We start from the raw sequence: 21,348 nt of genomic DNA, 5'->3' as shown, positions 1-21,348 counted from the left end.
ACGGCAGCTGTCCACCTTTTGTCCACCATATAAAAAATGAACATTTTGATTTTTTAATGATCTTTATGTATGAAGACAGCAGCAATATTGCTAATTATAAACATTTGATTTTAATATAGTTTGATATAATAAAGAATATCTATTATCTTAGTTAAACCAACCACTAGAAACTATGCGTCATTTAAACCTGTCATTTAATGTCCAATCTACCGATAGTCTAATATCAGTTTTCCACCAGGTGGACAAATTGTATACACTATTGATAATATTATTTCTCATGACTTGTAACCTTGCTCATTGTCAAAATCAGAAAAAGGTTGACAGTCTTTTACAAGTAGCAACAAAACAAACAGATACCACTCAAATAATAACTTATGCAATGCTATGGGCAGAGTATCTATACACAGATCCGCCGTCATCAAAACCTTATTTGGATAGCACAATAGTTCTGGCAAAACGTTTAAACAATGATAGTTTTATTGCGAGAACTACAAATTATTTAGGCGTTTATTATAACATGACCTCACAATACGAAAAATCAGATTCAATTTACGATATGGTTGTTGATATGTACACAAAACTTGGCGATACAATTCAAGTTTGCGCAGCACTCAATAACAAAGCCAATACATTAAGAAGTCTAGGGAGATATAAAGAATGTTTGGAAGTACATTTAAATAGTTTAAAACTAAAAGAAAAAATAGGCGATACTGAAGAAAGTATAGCGGCAAGTTATTGGAATATTGGCAATATTCATGGTGACATCGAAAATTATGAGATTTCTAATGAATATTACAACAAAGCCAAAGTTATTTATGAAGAATTAAAAGATATAGATGCTCTAGCCAGTATTAAGGTTAACATGGCCATTAACTTACAAAACCAATTTCAATTCGAAAAATCGAAATCTTTGTTTCTTGAAGTTGAACCTTATTATATTGAACAAAATTACAACAATGATTTAGCAGGTATTTATGACAATTTGGGTTGGGGCTATGCTCAGCAAGACAGTTTAGACTTAGCCGAATATTATTATAATAAATCTCTTGACATAAGCCAACAATATGGAGAAACTTCACTTATTGGGCTTACGTTGAGACACCTTGGTGAGTTATATAATAAGAAAGGTGACTACAGAAAAGCACTTCAATATATGGAAGACGCCCTACAAATTGCAGAGACAACCGGTACACGTAAAAAAATGATTGGCGATCTATTAGAGATTTCTAAGGCTTACGCTGGCTTGGGAAGATTTAAGAAAGCCTATGAATATCATATAGATTATCACAAACTTCATGATGAAATCTTAAATAAAGAAAATATTGAGCGCATGAACGAACTTGAAGTTCAATATCAAACCGAAAAAAAAGAAAAAGAACTCATCATCAAACAAAATGAAATAAAACTTCTGGAGGAACGCAAACAAAAGGCAGAAAACGAAAAACTGTTCCTAATTATTTCGTTAATTGGCGCAACAGCTCTTGCCATTACTATTATTTATGGATTACGTCAAAAAATGAAACGGAATAAAGTAGAGCGTGAAAAACTAGATAAAGATTTAGGGTTTAAGGAAAAAGAGCTTACCACACATGCATTGCATTTAGCTCACAAAAATGAAGTATTACTTGATTTAAAATCTCAACTAGAAGAATTAAAAACTGATTCTAAAAACGCCAGACAGTATCAAAAAATAATAAACAATATTAACCTAGACATTAATAACGACAGCAATTGGGAACAATTTAGAAGTTATTTCGAAGACGTCCATAAAGACTTTAACTCTAAAGTGATGCGTTATTACCCAGATTTAAGTAACAACGACCTGCGATTAATGTCACTTTTAAAAATGAACCTCTCGAGTAAGGAGATTGCTAATATTCTTAATATTTCTGTTGAAGGGGTAAAAAAGGCACGGTATCGATTACGTAAAAAATTGAATTTAAACACAGAAGAATCTCTCCAACAATTGGTCATAGAATTATAATAGAGAGCTATTTAAAAATTTCCTTCCTATAACGCAGAAACCTCAAATCCCCTTTAAAGGGCTCTTAATATTTCATTAATTCTGGAATTAAATCCTCACCATATTCCAAAAAAAAACTGCTAACAGTGGTATTTAAATCAAAAATACTTATTTAATTAAAAAAATTAGTGAATCATAAAGTCAAAACGTTTTTCGGTAAAGACTAACGCTTTACAACCTTAAATGTTTGCGCTGTATTTTTAGATTTAAATTTAAAAAAATAAACTCCATCTTCCAGGTTTGAAATGCTAATATCAAAAATGCTGCTGTCCATGCTTTCAGGGGTTACAATTTGAGACAACTTCTTTTTACCGGAAACATCATAAACATTAATTGAAAATTCTTCTGAAAAATTACCTAAATCAAACTGAACATTATGTTTTACAGGATTGGTTAATAGATTGATATTACCAAGTTCATTTTCAGTTAAACTTAAAGTACTACCTATCGCCCAAATTGTAGCATTTTTTAACATGGTTCTAAAGTTAGAATTACTACTGTAAGAACTTTCATTATGACCAAGAGCGGTATAAAAAGATCTAAAACCAGACAATGTAACCTCTGGGGTTGACGGATTATCATCATCATCGTAAGTTAAAGATTCTTTGTACCATGTTATAGGACGAGCCTGATCATAAGAATTACTTCCAGTTGATTCAACTTCTAATAAAACTGTATTATCTGTACTTAAGTTACCTCCATTGATTTGCCAATAATAATACTCTTCATTTTTATTCCAAATGGTTCCTACAGGTCCTAAAAAATCGATAACCGGGTGGCTATTTATTAACTCCATATCTGCATTGAAATTATTAACAGTATGGTTAGGACTTGTTTGTACAATACCACCAACTAATTCATTGTAAAAAGGCCAACTTCTATCTCGGTAAGTATCAGTAGCCGCATGTATACCAATAAAACCCTTACCACTGGCAATAAAGTTTTCAAATGCCGCCCTTTCTGATCCCGTTAGTAAATTATCACCCGACGTATTTAAAAATATTACAACATCGTATTGCTCGAGATTTGAAGTATTAAAGACCGATGAATCCTGAGAATTATCTGTAATCCAGTCCCCATCTTCATTACCCAAATCCTCAAACATAGTTATACCACTGGTAATAGCACCAGAATGTCTAAAACCATTGGTTTCGTGATAAACTAAAATTCTGTTTTGTGAAAAAGTGGAGATAATTGAGAAAAAAAATATGTAAATACTGTAAACTAATTTCATGGCTTTTTTTCGAAAATACAATAAAAATTTTATATTAAAGATCTAAACCATATTTAATTAACAATTAAATAATATGTTCTCTTATGAAATGACATGTATAGTATCAAATACTATAGTAAGTACAAATAAAGTTTAATAATTACTTTTTGGGAGCCGTTAATTTTTAAATTTTTAATTAAATATTTGATAAACTCTGCTTTAACTCATAAACAATTTTATAAATCTAAAACAACAAACTCACCTGCCAAAGGATTTAAAACATGCAATAACTCAGGTACAAGAGCATCGCCATATTCCAAATAAAATTCTGAAAAATTCGATACGCGTTCCTGCAAATTTCCATTTGGAAACAACAAGTTGTAATGCTCTGCCATACGTTCCACCTGATCTTTAAGTTGGCGCTTTTGTGCTTTTAACAATCTCTTTTCTAGATGTTTTAACCCTTTAAGCTGTTTAACTTCTTGAGCCTTTACGGCACCAAGAAATGAAGCATCGGTTTGTTCTGCCAGTTCATATAATGCCTTAAACTGTTCTTGTAAATGTTTGATTTGGGGCGAAAAATCAATATCAATATTTGAAATTTGTCTTACTTTTTTATTAATTAAAGAATCTTTTCCTAAGAATAAATCTTTATTCGAAATATTGAGACTTTTTAATTTTTCTGTAATCTTTCCACTCTTTATCAAAGCTGAATTGCGTAGTAATAAAACAGGAAACGGCACATTGTTAACTTCAAAATTTGACTTTAGCTGAAACCAATAAGCCAACTCGCCGCCACCGCCAACGTAACATAAATTGGGTAAAATTACTTCTTGATAAAGCGGTCTTAAAACTACATTCGGACTAAAACGTTCGGGATGATTTTTTAGTTCGACTAAAATTTCTTCTTTTGTAAAGCTTATTTTGGTATTGACTATATGATATTTACTGTTTACTAAAGTTATTCGTTCACGCAACTCATCTGTTAAGTAAAAAAAATTAATATCTCTTGGGTTTACTTGGGTGCCATAACCCAAATCCTCCAACTTTTGATTAGTAATATTTATTTGTGTTTGAGCGGTTTGTTGTAATAATTCAGACTCAACACACGGTGCAAATATTTTTTTTAGCGCCACATCGTCTGCATCTATAATAACTAAACCATAGTCGCCAAAAAGTTCGTTAGCTAAAAAGCGCGTTGCTTCACTTAAATTATCATGTTCTAGATAAGATTGTTTAAAAAGTTTTTTAAGTTTATCGGCATAGGCTCCTAATGGCAATTCTGCTGAAAAAACTTCTAAAACTGCGTCTAAACCTTCGGTTGTTAAACGGCCAACGGCGCCATTTGATGGCCTGTTCCATCGTAATTTCTTTCCTTTAAAATTAAAGTAGTTAATTTCATCAAAGTCATGGTCTTCACTCGCCATCCAGTAAACTGGTACAAAATCGTATTTTGGAAATTTAACTTTTAACTCTTTACACAAATTAATAGCAGTAATGATCTTATATAAAAAGTATAACGGACCGGTAAATAAATTAAGTTGGTGACCAGTTGTAATTGTGAAAGTATTAGTATGCTCTAATAGTTTTAAATTATTCTGTGTTAAATCTGAAATTTTAAAATCGGTGTATTGTTTTGATAATACTTCAGTTAATACTTTGCGGTTAATGTCGCTATAACTTTGTTGTTTATCAATAATTTGATCCTTGAAATTATCAATTTTTGGAAATCTGTCATAAAAATCCTTGAGTTGCGAAACCTGGTCTAAATAATCGCAAATGAGTTTTGAAAAATAATTAGTGTCTTTATAAGAAATACACTCTGTTGGCATAGTTAAAAAATATGGGTAAAGATAAGGTAGATAATTATTCTAATTACTAAAGATAAGTTAATAAGTTTTTGAGTATAATTCTTACTTTTACCTTTATTTTTTAATTGTTATCCATGCGAAACTTTATTACTCTCTTTGTGTGCTTTATAAGTTTATCATCACTTTTTGCACAACCACTTTCCCCATCTCAATTTTTAGGTTATGAATTGGGTAGTCAATTTACCAGACATCATCAGGTAGTAGAATATTTTAAACATATTGAATCTTCTTCGCCATCAAAGGTAAAACTCACCTTTTATGGTACCACCAATGAGCGGAGACAGCTCTTACTAGCCATTGTTTCTTCTGAAGAAAATATACAAAAAATAGAAGAACATAGGTTAAACAATTTAAAAAACATAGGTCTAGCTGAAGGAACACCTAACGCCGATTTACCCGCTATAGTTTGGTTGAGCTATAATGTTCACGGAAACGAAGCCTCAAGTACCGAGGCCAGTATGCTTACTATCTTCAATCTAATCACCAAAAAACAAGAGTGGCTTAAAAACACTATAGTAATTATCGACCCCTGTATCAATCCCGATGGCCGTGACCGCTATGTCAACTGGTACAATCAGGTTGCTTCCAGCCCGTATAACGCCGACAGGCAATCCACCGAGCATAACGAGCCTTGGCCGGACGGCAGACCCAATCATTATCTGTTTGATTTAAATAGGGATTGGGCATGGGCAACCCAAGTTGAAACCCAACAAAGATTGGTACAATACAACAAATGGATGCCTCATATTCATATAGATTTTCACGAACAGGGTATTAACGAACCTTACTTTTTTGCGCCTGCTGCCGAACCTTTTCATGAAGTAATCACCGATTTTCAACGTTCATTTCAAGTAGAAATAGGAAAAAATAGCGCCAAATATTTTGATGAAAATGGCTGGTTGTATTTCACTAGAGAACGCTTTGATTTGTTTTACCCAAGTTACGGCGACACCTACCCAACTTATATGGGCGCTATTGGTTTAACATACGAACAGGCGGGACATGGAATGGCCGGATTAGGTATTATTACAGATGAACAAAATCTGCTAACACTCCAAGACCGCCTCAACCATCATACCGTGGCCGGATTATCTACTGTTGAAACTGCACATAAAAACGCAAAAGTCTTGAACGAAGAATTTAGTAAATTTTTCAAAAATCAAAATTTTAAATACAAAAGCTATGTGCTTCAGGGCAACAAAGACAAAATCAATCGTTTAAAAAGTTTACTATATAAACACGATATAAAATTTGGAAGTCCGAATAATCAAAAAGTAACCGGCTTCAAGTATTCAACCGGAGCTCAAGGCAGCATTAATGCCAGCGCCAATGATTTGGTAGTAAGTACTAACCAACCCAAAGGAAATATGGTAAAAGTATTATTTGAACCTAATGCCATGCTTTCAGATTCTTTAACCTACGATATCACTGCCTGGAGTTTGCCGTACGCACACGGACTGGAATGTGTTGCAACCTCTTCAATTATTAATGCTTTTGAAGTTTTAGAAAGACCATACGTAGCAAACTTAGAAGATGCTTACGCCTATGTAGCGAAATGGGATGATTTAAACGATGCCAGATTTTTATCGGCTTTATTAAAAGCAAATTTGAAGGTAAGATTTACCGAAAAACCGTTTACACAAAACGGCGTTACACACCAACCAGGAAGCCTAATTATCTCGAAAGCAGATAATCAACAAAAAGATTTTGTAAAGCAACTGGAGGCCATCTCTCAAGAACACACCAGAACACTACGACCTTTAAAAGGCGGTTTCTCAGATAATACGCCCGATTTAGGTTCGCCCGACGTAAAATTGATTCATAAACCAAAAATTGCGGTATTAGGAGGAGAAGGCACTTCTTCTTTAAACTATGGAGAACTTTGGCATTTCTTTGAGCAGCAATTAGAATTTCAGATTACAAACATTAATAGCAACCAGTTCAGCAAAATAAACCTCAACGACTTTAACATATTAATTTTACCAAGTGGTTACTATAACAATATCTTTAACGACACTCAACTTAATAATTTAAAGGACTGGATTTCTAAAGGAGGAAAACTAATAGCAATAGAAGATGCCGTTAGAGTATTCGCCGGAAAAGAAGGGTTTGGTATTAATTACAAAGAAGCCGATACTATTCCGAAAAAAAATCCATTGTTACCATATGCCGAAAGAGAGCGTGCTTATGCCAACAAAATGATAACAGGAGCAATTTTCAAAACCGAAGTAGACCCCACACATCCATTGGCATTTGGTTATAAAAATGTTTATCACACCTTGAAATTAGACAACACCAATTACAACTTATTAGATTCCGGCTATAACGTGGTGCACATTAACAACAATACCAAACCAATAGCAGGCTTTGCGGGTAGCGAAGCTGTTAAAACCCTCAACCAATCACTTATTTTTGGTGAACAATCATTTGGCCGCGGTAGTGTTATTTATTTATCAGACAACCCGGTTTTTAGAGGCTTTTGGGAAAATGGAAAATTATTCCTAGCCAATGCGATCTTTTTTGTAAATAATAATGCGTTCACACTATAATAAATCTAGATGACATCAATATTCCAAAAAATCGCAATAATCCTATTTATAGGATTATTTTTTACTTGTAAAAACGAATCAGTTAAAGAAGAAACCAGCTTTAAAATTGACTTTGAAACTTTTGAGCTGGATAACGGATTAAAGGTTATTTTTCATATTGACAAATCAGATCCTGTTGTAGCTGTGGCACTTACATCTCATGTTGGTTCGGCCCGAGAAAAAGAAGGCCGTACCGGATTTGCACATTTATTTGAACATTTGTTGTTTTTAGAATCTGAAAATCTTGGTAAAGGTGGACTCGATAAAATGAGTGCCCGTATTGGTGGTTCAGGAGCTAATGGATCAACAAGTAGAGACCGTACTAATTATTTTCAAACGGTGCCAAACGATGCTCTGGAAAAAATGATTTGGGCAGAAGCCGATAAACTTGGATTTTTCATCAATACGGTAACAGAAGAAGTACTTTCGAAAGAAAAACAAGTGGTAAAAAATGAAAAACGCCAAGGTGTGGATAATCTACCATATGGTCATAATTCATATGTGATTAATAAAAATCTATATCCCAAAGGTCATCCTTATAGTTGGGAAGTCATAGGATCTCTTGAAGATTTACAAAACGCTACTTTACAAGATGTAAAAGACTTTTACAACCAATGGTATGTACCTAACAATGTAACATTGACCATTGCAGGCGATTTTGACATAGAACAAGCCAAAATATGGGTTAAAAAATACTTCGAGGAAATTCCGGCAGGCGAAAAAATTGAGCCACAACCAAAGCAATTGGTAACTTTAAATGAAACCAAAAAGTTATTCCACGAAGATAACTTTGCCAGATTACCGCAGCTCACCATGACCTGGCCCGGTGTTTATCAATATCACGAAGACGCTTATGCTTTAGAAGTTTTATTAGAATATCTAACTAACGGAAAAACTGCACCTTTAAATAAAATTTTAATTGATGAGAAAAAGTTGACCGATAGAGTTTCGGCCTATCAGTATAATTCGGAATTGGCCGGACAGTTGGTGCTAAGCGTTTCGGCATTTAACGAGACTAATCTCAACGATGTTGCCACAGCCATCAATGAAGCTTTTGAAATATTTGAAACAGAAGGTATTTCAGATACCGATTTACAACGCATCAAAGCCAAGCAGGAAACAGGGTTTTATTCAGGTTTATCGAGCGTTTTGGGTAAAGGCTTCCAATTAGCACAATACAATATTTTTGCGGGTGATCCGGCTTATGTCAACGAAGACATTAAAAAGATTTTAGCCGTTACACCGCAAGATGTAACGAATGTTTACAATAAATACATTAAAGACAAGCATTATGTGGCTACCAGTTTCGTTCCTAAAGGACAAACCAATTTAATCTTAGCCGGTTCAGAAAAAGCCGATGTAGTTGAAGAACCGATTATAGATGGTGCAGAAGAAACTTTTAATTTAAGTGAAGCTTCAACCTACACTAAAACGCCTTCAAGTTTTGACCGAAGTCAGGAACCACCTTACGGACCCGAGCCAGAAGTTAAAATTCCTGAAATATGGCGCGATGAACAACCAAGTGGTATTAAAGTATACGGAATAGAAACTAGCGAGGTACCTTTGGTACAGTTTGAAGTTCAAATTAAAGGGGGTATGCTTTTAGACGAGGCTGATAAAATTGGAACTGCAAATCTCTTGTCCAGATTACTCACCAAAGGAACCGCCAACAAAACACCCGAAGCTCTGGAAAATGCAATAGAAATGCTTGGCGCCAACATTAGCAGTTATGCTACCGATGATGCTATATTTATTAGTGGCACCACGCTTTCAAAATATTTTGACGACACCATGAATTTGGTGACGGAAATTATTTTAGAACCAAGATGGGATGAGGAAGAGTTTGAACTGCTTAAACAGGCTACCTTAAGCAATTTATTAAGACGTAAAGCAAACCCAAATAACATTGCCTCTAGCCTTTATTCTAAATTAGTCTACGGTGAGAACCATATTTTGGCCAACGACAATCTTGGCACCGAAACTTCTGTTAACGGGTTGACCTTAGAAGATTTAAAAAACTATTACCGCAATAATCTATCACCTCACCTTACCAATTTGCATGTGGTTGGCGATATCTCAAGCAGTGAAGTAACCAATACCTTAAGTACTTTAAATGAAAAATGGGCTATAACTGAAGCAGCCCTACCTCTGGTTGAAACACCAAAGTTACCTGAGACATCTCAAATTTACTTTTTTGACGTGCCAAACGCCAAACAATCGGTGTTGAGAATTGGATATCCCTCAGTAGCCGCAACACATCCCGATTATTATAAAACCCAATTACTTAATTACCGATTGGGCGGCGGCGGATTTGCCTCTAAATTAACTCAAACTCTAAGAGAAGACAAAGGTTACACATATGGCGTACGATCGAATTTTTCGGGTAATGATTCTAATGGCCTTTTTACCATATCCACAGGTGTTAGAAGCAATGTAACTTTTGAATCTATATCTATCATCAAAGAAATTCTAGAAAATTACAAAAATGAGTTCAATCATGAAGATTTAGAAGTCACCAAAAGTTTTATGGTTAAAAGTAATGCCAGAGCATTTGAAACTTTAGAATCTAAACTTAATATGATACGAGACATTAGCAATTTTAATTTACCTGAAAGCTATATAAAAACCAACGAAGCCGAGGCTAAATCGATAACTTTAGAAGAAATGCAAACTATCATTTCTAAATATATCATACCAAATAACTGTATTTATCTGGTGGTTGGAGATGCCAAAACGCAATTAGACAAACTCAACAGTGTAGGTTTAGGAAGTCCGGTTTTACTGAAGAATTAAAATAATTTACTCGAAAATAATTAATTTGTTTTCAAATATTTAGAATTTTTCAGCATTTATCCGTTTATTTAGTTGTACATTTGTACAATTAATAATTATAATATTTTAACATGAGTAAAGGAACAGTAAAGTTCTTCAACGAAACCAAAGGATTTGGTTTCATCACAGAAGAAGGTTCAAACCGTGAGCATTTTGTTCACATTTCAGGATTGGTAGACGAAATTCGTGAAGGCGATGAGGTATCATTCGAACTAACAGAAGGTAAAAAAGGATTAAACGCTATAAATGTAACAGTTTTATAAGTTTACAATTTTTTGAAACAAAAAAAACCACGCCGAAAAGCGTGGTTTTTTATTTTTAATACATTCATCAAATATGATGATTAATATGAGTTTGCAAAAGCTACAAAAAATCTGTTACATTCAATAAGTAATAGCCCTTTCAGGGTTTGAAACCCTGAAAGGGCTCTATATTAAAACATCTCTCTACCTGAAAAATGAAAGGCACCTTCAATGGCAGCGTTGTCATCACTGTCGCTTCCGTGAACAGCATTTTCACCTATTGAAGCGGCATATAATTTTCTAATAGTTCCTTCGGCAGCATCGGCAGGATTGGTAGCACCAATTAAAGTTCTAAAATCTTCAACTGCGTTTTCTTTTTCTAATATAGCAGCTACTATTGGTCCGCGAGTCATATAAGTAACCAATTCAGGGAAAAACCGACGCTCTTTGTGGATTGCGTAAAAAGTCTCTGCGTCTGAAGTTGTCATTTGTGTTAACTTCATTGCCACAATTCTAAATCCTGCAGCATTAATCATTTGTAATATTGCACCAATGTGTCCTTTTTCAACCGCATCGGGTTTAAGCATTGTAAATGTTCTATTTGTTGCCATTTAAGTGTTTTTTTTAATTGGCTGCAAAAGTAATGGTATTAGATTGTAATTGCAATTAATATTTAACCGTATAAACGGCCAATGGTTTATTGTTTTCATCGTGCATAGACATTAACACGCTATTGGATTTAAAATTAAATCGCACCACACCAAAACTTTTTTGGCTAATAACCTCTCCTACCCGATATTGATTTGGCTCACCACTAAAACTTGAGTAAACATGGGTTAGACCGCTACTTGTAAAGTCAATAAGCGGGTATTTTAATCCCTTAATTTCCTTTTTTGAGAACTCCGAAATATGCCTGTCGCCCGATAACACCATAACTCCTTTAGCCTTTGAAGACTTAATTAGGCTATACAGTTTATCTTGCTCGTGTGGAAAGTTAGCCCAGGTTTCAAAACCGTGCTCACCCGACAATAATTGAATGCTGGTTACTATAACGTTAAAATCGGCTTTTGAATTTTTCAGTTCAGACTCCAGCCATTGCCATTGCGCTTCACCTAAAATAGTTCCTTCACCATAATTATTGGGTTGATAGCGCTTTTTTTGTATTTCAGACTTGGTTAAAGACGTTCTAAAATATCGGGTATCAAGCACAATCACCTTCACACTGCCATTTGCAGTTTCAAACAATTCAGCGTGATAAATGCCTTCTCGCTCACGTCTTGGATCATTTGTTGGCACATCCATAAAATCCAGGAATAACTGCTGGCTCTCTTTACGCATTTCGTATTCTTCACCGCCATCATTCAACCCGTAGTCGTGGTCATCCCATGTACCCAAAACTTTAGTAGAATTAACTACTTTCATATACTCTTTTTCTTCTTTTTGGGTTTTATAATCCAAAGCCATTTTTCCCATATCGTAGGTGTCTGAATAAATATTATCACCACCCCAAACCCATGCATTGGGATTATTTTTTAAAATCGCCGGCCAAAGGTTATTTTCTAACTTTTGATTATCGCAAGAACCAAAAGCAATTACAAAATCTGGTTGAGAATTACCTAAATTACCGGCGGATTTACATCCCATTAATATGAGAAACAACAAGAAACTTAATCGAATAAAATACTTCATGAGATTTAAATAGATGTTAATTTACAGAATTCAATATTAGCTAAAATTTTGTGAAGCAACTTTAATTATTTGTTATTAATTGTATCTTCGCCTTGTATGAAAAACGAAGAAGTAACAGCTGTTAAAAATTTGCTCAGCAAGCCAAAAAAAATAGTTATTGTACCTCATAAAAATCCGGATGGCGACGCTATTGGTTCATGCTTGGGTTTGGCACATGTATTAGAGCAACTCAATCATAATGTAAATATTATTGCACCAAACGATTATCCCGATTTTTTAAAATGGATGGCAGGAAATGATACCATTATTATTTACGACAGTCATAAAGAAAAAAGTGAGGCATTGATTAATGATGCCGAAATTATATTTACACTGGATTTTAATCACCTGTCCAGAACCGGTGATATGGAGCAACCACTTTCAAAAAGTAGTGCCCTAAAAATCTTGATTGATCACCACCAGCAACCCGATAGTTATGCCAATTATATATATTCGGATGTGTCGATGAGTTCAACTGCCGAAATGGTCTATCATTTTCTTAATAAAACAGAACTTACAAAATATATCAATGCAGATGTAGCGGCCTGTTTATATGTTGGAATTATGACCGATACCGGTTCGTTTAGATTTCCCAATACTACCAGCACAACACACCATATCATAGCCGACTTGATTGATCGTGGCGCCAAAAATTCAGATATCCACAATTTGGTTTACGATACCAATAGTTATCACCGAACTCAATTACTTGGTAGAGCCTTGAGCAATTTAAAGGTCATTGAAGATTTAAATACCGCTTATATTGTTTTAAGTCAGAAAGATTTAAACGAATTTCACTATCAACGAGGAGACACCGAAGGTTTTGTTAATTACGGACTCTCTGTTAAAGGCGTTGTTTTTGCTACCATTTTTATTGAAAGCGAACAAGAAAACATCATTAAAATGTCGTTTAGAAGTCGCGGTGAGTTTTGTGTCAACACTTTTGCAAGAAATCATTTTGAAGGTGGTGGACACATCAATGCCGCTGGAGGAAAAAGCGATTTGTCTTTAAACGAAACAGTTGAAAAATTTATTAGTATATTGCCCACTTATAAAACAGAATTAACCCAATGAAATTCCACAGAAATTAACATGAAACTGTTTGTTTATAACCTACTAATTGTCATCCTGGCCTTTGGATGTAAATCTCCCGAAGCCAGAGAACCAATTTCAACTGCATCTGGTTCTTTTATAAAAGAGTCTGCTGAACGTAACATTCAACTTAACAAACAACAAGAGGCTGCTTTTAAAGACTTGATGGCAACAATGCCCGAAACTGATTTTATTGCATCTCCAAACGGCTTTTGGTATTATTACAACAATAAAATTGAAACTGATACCATTACAGCTAAGTTTGGAGACCTGATCAACTATAACTACGACATTAAAGATATTAACGGAAATATGATTTATGCTGAAGATGAAGTAAGTCCGAAAACCTATGCCATGGATCAGCAAGAACTATTTACAGGTTTACGCGAAGGATTAAAAATTATGAAACCCGGCGAAACAGTCACCTTTTATTTCCCGTCAAATTTGGCCTACGGATATTATGGAGACCAAAAAAGAATAGGTATTAACACACCCATTATTTGCGAAGTAACAGTTAACAATATAAAACAAACTAATCATGATTAAAAACAGCATGCTTTATTTAGCCATACTTTTAAGTTTTTTAGCCTGCAAGGAGCAATATCCTGAGCTAGAAGACGGAATTTACGCAGAATTTGTTACCAATAAAGGTACCATGGTTGCCAAACTTACCCACGACAAAACGCCCGTTACGGTTGCCAATTTTGTAGCCTTAGCCGAAGGTACCCATCCCGGCGTTTCCGAAGAATTTAAAGGGAAACGTTTTTATGATTCATTAACTTTTCATCGCGTAATTGATAATTTCATGATACAAGGTGGTGACCCGACAGGAACCGGCAGCGGAAGTCCCGGTTATAAGTTTGAAGACGAATTTCACCCGGAATTAAAGCATAATAAGCCTGGTATTTTATCGATGGCAAACTCAGGTCCTAACACTAACGGATCTCAATTTTTTATAACAGAAGTGGCAACACCTCATTTAGACGCCTTTAAAGAAGATGGGACGTTAAAAAGATGTGGTACTTTTCCGGGTGGTAGCTGTCACACGGTTTTTGGTGAACTTGTTTTAGGTTTAGATATTCAGGATTCCATATCCAATATTAAAACAATGGACGGAAGCAAACCTGAAACTCCGGTTATTATTAAACAATTAAATATTATTAGAAAAGGAAGCGAAGCTAAAAAATTTAATGCTGCTGATGTATTTACAAACGAGTTACCGAAACTTAAAGAACAACAGGAAAGATTAAGAGAAGAGGCAGCAAAAAAGGCCGAAGAAGAACAAGCTAAACGAGATGCTAAAAATTTAGAAGCAGCCACAGAAGTTAAAGTTTTATTAGACGAATATTTAGGTAAATCTACAACATTAGATTCCGGATTGAAAATTTACACCATTACCAAAGGCAACGGACCAAAACCGGCAGCCGGAAGCACCGTTAAAGTGAACTACGAAGGTTATTTTACCGATGGCCGATTGTTCGATACCAGTGTTCAAAGTGTAGCCGAGCGCCACGGCATGCTCAATGAGCAGCGCGCAGCAGCTAATGCCTATCAACCCATGCCTATGCCAATTAGTCCCGATGCAGGTATGGTTGCAGGATTTAAAGAAACAGCCGCACTAATGAAAGTTGGAGACAAAGTTTTCGCATATATGCCATCACATTTGGCCTGGGGTGAGCGTGGTGCAGGAGGTGGTTTTATTCCACCCAATGCCGATGTTATTTTTATAATGGAAATGGTTGGCATTGTGGAATAATTAAAGTTATATGACGATCCGTTAAGATTATTAGCGGGTAATTCATTATTTAATTACCATTCAAACTAAATATTAATTGTTTTGTAAAGACCTCACAGGTTTTCTAAACCTGTGAGGTCTTTATTTTATTAGCATTTTATTAATACGAAGCGTATTTAGCCCTTTCAAGGTTTAGAATCCTGAGAGGGTTAAAGAATATGGAAATTTCAATCTGTGCAAATCTGTGCTATCTGTGAGAAATCACTTGGCCTTCGGAATTTCCTTTAAAATCTCCAACACAAATTTCCAGTATTTTTGCACCGACGATATTTGTGCACGCTCATCGGGAGAATGTGCGCCTTTAATATTGGGACCAAAACTAATCATATCCATATCGGGGTAATTTTGTCCCAGAATACCACATTCTAATCCGGCGTGACAAGCGGCTACATGGGGTTTACTATGATTTAGCTTTTCGTAAATAGCGCTGAGTACTTTTAATATTTTCGAATCCATATTGGGTGTCCAACCGGGATAATCTCCCGAAAAATGCACCTCACAACCTATTAGTTCAAACGTCGCCTTCAATGAGTTGGCCAAGTCTAGTTTAGAACTTTCACTCGACGAACGTGTTAAACACTTGATTTCAATTTTACCATCTCCAACTGTTACACTGGCAATATTATTAGAGGTTTCAACCAAATTTGGAATATCGGGACTCATTCGATAGACACCGTTACAAGCCGCGTAAATGGCATTAATTAGCCTAACCTGACTTTCGGCATTCATCATTTCATGAGGTAACTGTGTTTTTTCAATTGCAATGATGAGTTGCGGTTCCATTGTTTTAAATTCGGTTTTGATAATAGCCGACAACAGGTGAATATGATTTAGAAAATCTTTTTCATGTTCTTTTTCAATCACTACTACTGCCCTACTTTCGCGTGGAATGGCATTTCTAAGTCCGCCACCATGAATTTCTGCAACGTGCGCACCAAAATTCTCAGAAGTTGCATATAACATCCTATTCATTATTTTATTGGCATTTCCCAATCCCTTGTGAATATCCATTCCGGAGTGGCCGCCTTGCAGACCTTTAACTACAATTTCAAATGCCACTTGATGCGCATTGGTGGGTTTGGCAAAATAGTTCCCCTTGGCTGTTACATCAATTCCGCCGGCACAGCCAACACCAATTTCATCGTCTTCTTCGGTATCGAGGTTTAAAAGAATACTACCGTCTAACAAACCGCCTTCTAAGCCTTTGGCGCCGGTCATTCCGGTTTCTTCATCTATGGTAAATAATGCTTCAATAGCAGGATGTGGAATATCTTTACTCTCTAAAATAGCCATGATAGTTGCGACTCCCAAACCATTATCAGCGCCCAAAGTAGTACCTTTAGCCTTTACCCAATCACCATCAACATACATGTCAATTCCCTGGGCATCAAAATCAAAATTAGTATCGTTATTTTTTTGATGCACCATATCTAAATGCGATTGCATAACAATGGTGGCGCGATTTTCCATACCTATTGTGGCAGGTTTTTTAATAATCACATTTCCAACCTTATCAACAAAAGTTTCCAAACCGAGGTCTTCACCAAATTGTTTCATAAAAGCAATCACACGCTCTTCTTTTTTTGAAGGTCTTGGTACGGCATTTAGGTCAGCAAATTTGTTCCAAAGTACTCTGGGTTCTAATTCTCTAACAGTCATATAATAGGTTTTATCTTTGTTTTACAAAGGTAGTTATTTGCAATGATGTACTTTAAATTTTCAATTGTAATTTTATAATACTAAACTTATTTATGAACTTTATCTTAGCTGGCAATTAAGTATATTTACCATAACAAATTCAGGGTCCAAATCAGTCATGCTCACCAAAAAACAACTCATTGCGCTTGCTATTATCCCACAAATACTTTTGGTGAAACTGCTGTCGCACTTTCCAAATTTGGTAGAAATAATTTACAGCAATGGTATTTTTAAATTCAGCTCTAAACTGTTACACTATGTATTTGGCTGGATACCATTGTCGTTTGGTGATGTAGTCTACACAATTCTAGGAATTTACGCCTTGCGCTGGCTTTACATCAACCGCGCTAAAATAACCATGAATCCGTTGGGCTGGCTTACAGATATATTGGCCGTTATATCGACAGTTTATGCAGTATTTCACGTATTATGGGCTTTTAATTATTACCGATTACCGCTACACGAAAGTCTTAATTTAAACACCGATTATTCAACTGAAGAGCTGATTCAAGTAACCCATCGACTTATAAAGCAAACCAACGCTTTGCAATTGCAATTAGCAGAAAACGACAGTAGTATTGTTACATTTAAAATGAGTAAAGCGCAATTATTGGCGTTAGTACCCAAAGGTTTTGAAAATTTATCAAAAGACTATCCGCATTTAAAATATCATCCTAAAAGTCTGAAAACATCACTTTATAGTGTGCCACTCACCTATATGGGTTTTTCAGGATATCTAAATCCGTTTACCAACGAAGCCCAGGTAGATTATTTGTTACCAAAATTTAGATTTCCCTCAACCGCCAGCCATGAAGTAGCCCATCAATTGGGTTACGCCGCCGAAAACGAAGCCAATTTTATAGCTTATTTGGCAACAACCAGCCATACCGATTTGTACTTTCAATATTCTGGTCAAGCCTTTGCTTTAGGCCATTGCTTAAATGATTTATTCAAACGTAGTCCTTCTGACTATGAAAATATTACTAAAAATATTAATACAGGTGTTTTAAAAAACTTCAGGGAAGTGAGAGAATTTTGGGAATCTTATAAAAACTCTTCCGAAGTTATCTTTAAAAGCAGTTATAATCAGTTTCTAAAGGCCAACAATCAAGTAAAAGGTATCGAGTCTTATAGCTATGTGGTTGCACTGATTGTTAATTATAACCTTTCAAAATAAGCTTTTCAAAAGTTAAAAAACACCAAACAAAATTTTAGTTTTTAAGAGTATTTCTATCTTTAAGCCTCTAACATATTAACTAACTTTAAAAAATGACAAGATTAACTTTTTCCTTGTTGTTGTTTTTGTGGCAAATATCGTTATTCTCACAAGAATACTTTCCAAAAAATGACGGCGTTAGCAACAACAACTCTAATTACACAGCATTTACAAATGCCACTGTTTATGTAAATGCAACACAAAAAATTGACAACGCTACTTTGCTTATTCAAAACGGTAAGGTACTTCAGGTTGGCACCTCAGTGAAACTTCCTGAAAACACAAAAATTATTAATCTTGAAGGTAAATACATTTATCCTTCTTTTATTGACGCTTACAGCGATTTTGGTATTGAAAAACCGAAACGAAGCGCCGGATTTGGAAGATCGCCTCAATACGACCCTTCGCGCACCGGTTATTACTGGAACGATCATATTATGCCGGAAGTCAATGCTGCCGACCATTTTAAATTTGACGACAAAAAAGCCAAGGAACTAGTTGAGGCCGGATTTGCAGCCGTTGGTACGCATCATCACGATGGTATAGCCCGTGGCACCGGTATGGTAGTGGCCTTAAACCAAAATGGTAATAATGGTGAACGCATTCTTCAGGAAAAGGCTACACAGCACTTTTCATTTTCAAGAAGCGTGGTTAAAAACCAGTCGTATCCAAGTTCTACTATGGGAACTTTAGCCTTATTGAGACAAATGTATCATGACGCCGATTGGTATGCTAAAGGGAACGCTAAAAACAAAGATTTATCTTTAGAAGCTTTAAATAAAAACAAAAGCTTACCTGCTATTTTTGAATCAAAAGACAAGTTAAATAATTTGAGAGCCGATAAAGTCGGTGATTTATTTAACATACAATATATTATCGTAGGTAGCGGCTATGAATATGAAAACATTAAAGATGTAAAAGCTACCAATGCTACCTTCATTATTCCATTAAATTTTCCTGATGCTTACGACGTTTCCAATCCTTACCAGGCAGAATATGTATCTCTTCAAGATATGAGACATTGGAATCAGGCACCTGGCAATCCAAAGGTTTTAGCAGAAAACAATGTACCTTTTGCTTTTACAACCCACGATTTGAAATCGGCCAAAGAAATTATAAGCCGAATCCAAAAAGCCATCAGCTATGGTTTAGATGAAACTACAGCACTTAAAGCCCTCACCACAGTGCCGGCAAGCATTTTAAACAACAACCAAATTGGTAATTTAAACAATGGCTCATTTGCCAATTTTACAATTACATCAGGGCCTATTTTTGATAAAGGCACAACTTTTTATGAGAACTGGATTCAGGGTGAAAAACACGTGATAAACGACCTAAATCAAAAAGACATTAGAGGCGACTATAATTTAAACGTAGCCGGCAAAAACTACACTATGAAACTTGGTGGCGAAATTTCTAAACCAAGTATTGAAATTACGGTGGATACTATCAAATATAAATCTACCATCGCCTACAAAGACAATTGGGTAGAAATTGGAATGACCAAAGACGATGAGTTATATCGTATGACAAGCATTGTAAGTAACACTTCCGATAACTTGAGCGGAAGACTCATCTTACCTAACGGATTGGCATCGGCTTTCACAGCAACCAAAACTCAAGCCTTTGAAAGTAAAAAGAAGGATAAAAAAGAAGAAAGTACGCCCGAAACTGTATCGGTTACGTATCCAAATATGGCTTTTGGAAACAATAGCCTTCCTAAATCTCAGGATATGCTGTTTAAAAATGCTACTGTTTGGACGAGCGAGGCCAACGGCAATTTAGAAAACACAGACGTTTTGGTTAAAAACGGTAAAATTTCTAAAATAGGTAAAAACCTTTCAGCAGGAAACGCGCAGGTAATCGACGCTACCGGCAAACATTTAACGGCCGGAATTATTGACGAACATTCCCATTTGGCTTTATCATCGGTAAACGAAGGCGGACACAATTCTTCAGCCGAAGTTAAAATGGAAGATGTGGTAGACCCCGATGACATTGGAGTGTATCGCGCTCTGGCAGGTGGTGTTACCTCAGCGCAGCTCTTACATGGTTCTGCCAACCCAATCGGAGGTCGTTCGGCCATCGTTAAATTTAAATGGGGTGAAAATGCCAATAACATGATTTACAGCAATTCGCCTAAGTTTATCAAATTCGCTTTAGGTGAAAACGTAAAACAATCTAACTGGGGTAATACCGAAACTGCTAGATTCCCTCAAACCAGAATGGGCGTTGAACAAGTTTATATGGACTATTTCCAACAGGCCAAAGAATACGAAGCACAAAAGAAAAGCGGGAAGTCTTTCCGCTATGATGAGGAGATGGAAACCCTGCTCGAAATTTTAAATGGTGAGCGTTTTATCAGCTGTCATTCTTATGTACAAAGCGAAATTAATATGTTGATGAAAGTAGCCGAATCCTTCAATTTTAAGGTGAATACTTTCACGCATATTCTAGAAGGCTACAAAGTGGCCGACATCATGAAAAAACACGGCGTTATTGGTGCTTCAACATTTAGCGACTGGTGGGCTTACAAATACGAAGTTAACGATGCCATACCCTACAATGCCGCTATTATGCAAAATGTTGGTTTAAACGTTGCCATCAACAGCGACGATGGTGAAATGATTAGACGTCTCAATCAGGAAGCCGCCAAAACTGTAAAATACGGCGGTGTTAGCGAAGAAGAAGCCTGGAAAATGGTGACTATTAACCCGGCAAAAATGCTTCATATTGACAACCGAACCGGAAGCATCAAAGAAGGTAAAGATGCTGATCTGGTTCTATGGAACGATCATCCGTTGTCACTTTACGCCAAACCTGAAAAAACCATCATCGATGGTGCCGTTTATTTTGATTTAGAAGAAGACATGAAAAAACGCCAGGCAATTAACGAAGAAAGAAATAAACTAATGAAAATGATGATGGATGCCAAAAATGGCGGCGGAAAAACTCAAACGCCTACCAAACGTGCCGAGCGCGATTTCCATTGCGATACCGATCATTTATTTGAAGGATTTCAAGATCACGACTAATTAAAACAAAGAACA

General features: G+C 35.6%; 14 protein-coding genes. 9 read left to right on the top strand and 5 right to left on the bottom strand.

All coding sequences use genetic code 11. The annotated features are described in order from the left end of the window. Positions 1-277 precede the first annotated feature (277 nt). The gene (locus FJ651_RS11360; protein WP_216746141.1) at positions 278-1,984 is read left to right on the top strand and encodes a tetratricopeptide repeat protein; all 1,707 of its coding nucleotides are present in this window, start codon (positions 278-280) and stop codon (positions 1,982-1,984) included. Positions 1,985-2,186: 202 nt separating this feature from the next. Here the strand turns inward: FJ651_RS11360 and FJ651_RS11355 are convergent, their stop codons facing one another. After that, positions 2,187-3,257, bottom strand: coding sequence for a ThuA domain-containing protein (locus tag FJ651_RS11355; RefSeq protein ID WP_140990641.1), 1,071 nt, complete (start codon positions 3,255-3,257; stop codon positions 2,187-2,189). 215 nt (positions 3,258-3,472) lie between these two features. After that, entirely contained in the window at positions 3,473-5,068 is a 1,596-nt protein-coding gene (gene bshC / locus FJ651_RS11350; protein ID WP_140990640.1) for a bacillithiol biosynthesis cysteine-adding enzyme BshC, read from the bottom strand. Between the two features lie 113 nt (positions 5,069-5,181). Between bshC and FJ651_RS11345 the strand changes: the two genes are divergently transcribed. From FJ651_RS11345 to FJ651_RS11335, 3 genes are all read left to right on the top strand, one after another. After that, on the top strand, positions 5,182-7,656 hold the full coding sequence (locus FJ651_RS11345; protein ID WP_140990639.1) for a M14 family metallopeptidase: 2,475 nt from the start codon (positions 5,182-5,184) through the stop codon (positions 7,654-7,656). A gap of 9 nt (positions 7,657-7,665) precedes the next feature. Continuing rightward, positions 7,666-10,488, top strand: coding sequence for a M16 family metallopeptidase (locus FJ651_RS11340; RefSeq protein ID WP_140990638.1), 2,823 nt, complete (start codon positions 7,666-7,668; stop codon positions 10,486-10,488). Between the two features lie 110 nt (positions 10,489-10,598). Next, positions 10,599-10,790, top strand: coding sequence for a cold-shock protein (locus FJ651_RS11335; protein WP_140990637.1), 192 nt, complete (start codon positions 10,599-10,601; stop codon positions 10,788-10,790). A gap of 170 nt (positions 10,791-10,960) precedes the next feature. Here FJ651_RS11335 and FJ651_RS11330 read toward each other — a convergent pair whose 3' ends face one another. Both FJ651_RS11330 and FJ651_RS11325 read right to left on the bottom strand, forming a co-directional pair. Continuing rightward, entirely contained in the window at positions 10,961-11,380 is a 420-nt protein-coding gene (locus FJ651_RS11330; protein ID WP_140990636.1) for a nucleoside-diphosphate kinase, read from the bottom strand. A 55-nt stretch (positions 11,381-11,435) separates the two neighbouring features. Next, positions 11,436-12,458, bottom strand: a complete 1,023-nt coding sequence (locus FJ651_RS11325) for an alkaline phosphatase D family protein (protein WP_216746140.1) — start codon at positions 12,456-12,458, stop codon at positions 11,436-11,438. A gap of 96 nt (positions 12,459-12,554) precedes the next feature. On the opposite strand from FJ651_RS11325, the gene FJ651_RS11320 reads away from it, so the two are divergent. From FJ651_RS11320 to FJ651_RS11310, 3 genes are read left to right on the top strand one after another with little or no spacing between them, the layout of a single operon-like run. Then, positions 12,555-13,571 carry a DHH family phosphoesterase gene (locus tag FJ651_RS11320; protein WP_140990635.1) on the top strand — a complete coding sequence of 339 codons (1,017 nt, stop codon included), beginning with the start codon at positions 12,555-12,557 and terminating at the stop codon, positions 13,569-13,571. Positions 13,572-13,589: 18 nt separating this feature from the next. Beyond that, positions 13,590-14,135 (top strand): gliding motility-associated peptidyl-prolyl isomerase GldI, encoded by a 546-nt coding sequence (gene gldI / locus FJ651_RS11315; protein ID WP_140990634.1) that lies wholly within the window; start codon positions 13,590-13,592, stop codon positions 14,133-14,135. Continuing rightward, positions 14,128-15,345 (top strand): peptidylprolyl isomerase, encoded by a 1,218-nt coding sequence (locus FJ651_RS11310; protein ID WP_140990633.1) that lies wholly within the window; start codon positions 14,128-14,130, stop codon positions 15,343-15,345. Before gldI ends, FJ651_RS11310 begins: the two co-directional genes overlap by 8 nt. Before the next feature lie 240 nt (positions 15,346-15,585). Here FJ651_RS11310 and FJ651_RS11305 read toward each other — a convergent pair whose 3' ends face one another. Further along, on the bottom strand, positions 15,586-17,043 hold the full coding sequence (locus FJ651_RS11305; protein ID WP_140990632.1) for an aminoacyl-histidine dipeptidase: 1,458 nt from the start codon (positions 17,041-17,043) through the stop codon (positions 15,586-15,588). A 157-nt stretch (positions 17,044-17,200) separates the two neighbouring features. On the opposite strand from FJ651_RS11305, the gene FJ651_RS11300 reads away from it, so the two are divergent. After that, complete coding sequence (locus FJ651_RS11300) at positions 17,201-18,259, top strand: DUF3810 domain-containing protein (protein WP_140990631.1); 1,059 nt, start codon at positions 17,201-17,203, stop codon at positions 18,257-18,259. A gap of 92 nt (positions 18,260-18,351) precedes the next feature. Next, positions 18,352-21,333, top strand: a complete 2,982-nt coding sequence (locus tag FJ651_RS11295; protein WP_140990630.1) for an amidohydrolase family protein — start codon at positions 18,352-18,354, stop codon at positions 21,331-21,333. Positions 21,334-21,348 lie beyond the last annotated feature (15 nt).

Origin of the sequence: Paucihalobacter ruber, from assembly GCF_006494535.1 — a bacterium.
Classification (GTDB): Bacteria; Bacteroidota; Bacteroidia; order Flavobacteriales; family Flavobacteriaceae; genus Paucihalobacter; species Paucihalobacter ruber.
This window is presented reverse-complemented; position numbering and strand designations above follow the sequence as displayed.

What these genes read in the sequence shown, in the direction of transcription:
- FJ651_RS11360 (WP_216746141.1), top strand. Translation starts at nt 278, where the DNA reads ATGACTTGTAACCTTGCTCATTGTCAAAATCAGAAAAAGGTTGACAGT.
- FJ651_RS11355 (WP_140990641.1), bottom strand. Translation starts at nt 3,257, where the DNA reads ATGAAATTAGTTTACAGTATTTACATATTTTTTTTCTCAATTATCTCC.
- bshC (WP_140990640.1), bottom strand. Translation starts at nt 5,068, where the DNA reads ATGCCAACAGAGTGTATTTCTTATAAAGACACTAATTATTTTTCAAAA.
- FJ651_RS11345 (WP_140990639.1), top strand. Translation starts at nt 5,182, where the DNA reads ATGCGAAACTTTATTACTCTCTTTGTGTGCTTTATAAGTTTATCATCA.
- FJ651_RS11340 (WP_140990638.1), top strand. Translation starts at nt 7,666, where the DNA reads ATGACATCAATATTCCAAAAAATCGCAATAATCCTATTTATAGGATTA.
- FJ651_RS11335 (WP_140990637.1), top strand. Translation starts at nt 10,599, where the DNA reads ATGAGTAAAGGAACAGTAAAGTTCTTCAACGAAACCAAAGGATTTGGT.
- FJ651_RS11330 (WP_140990636.1), bottom strand. Translation starts at nt 11,380, where the DNA reads ATGGCAACAAATAGAACATTTACAATGCTTAAACCCGATGCGGTTGAA.
- FJ651_RS11325 (WP_216746140.1), bottom strand. Translation starts at nt 12,458, where the DNA reads ATGAAGTATTTTATTCGATTAAGTTTCTTGTTGTTTCTCATATTAATG.
- FJ651_RS11320 (WP_140990635.1), top strand. Translation starts at nt 12,555, where the DNA reads ATGAAAAACGAAGAAGTAACAGCTGTTAAAAATTTGCTCAGCAAGCCA.
- gldI (WP_140990634.1), top strand. Translation starts at nt 13,590, where the DNA reads ATGAAACTGTTTGTTTATAACCTACTAATTGTCATCCTGGCCTTTGGA.
- FJ651_RS11310 (WP_140990633.1), top strand. Translation starts at nt 14,128, where the DNA reads ATGATTAAAAACAGCATGCTTTATTTAGCCATACTTTTAAGTTTTTTA.
- FJ651_RS11305 (WP_140990632.1), bottom strand. Translation starts at nt 17,043, where the DNA reads ATGACTGTTAGAGAATTAGAACCCAGAGTACTTTGGAACAAATTTGCT.
- FJ651_RS11300 (WP_140990631.1), top strand. Translation starts at nt 17,201, where the DNA reads ATGCTCACCAAAAAACAACTCATTGCGCTTGCTATTATCCCACAAATA.
- FJ651_RS11295 (WP_140990630.1), top strand. Translation starts at nt 18,352, where the DNA reads ATGACAAGATTAACTTTTTCCTTGTTGTTGTTTTTGTGGCAAATATCG.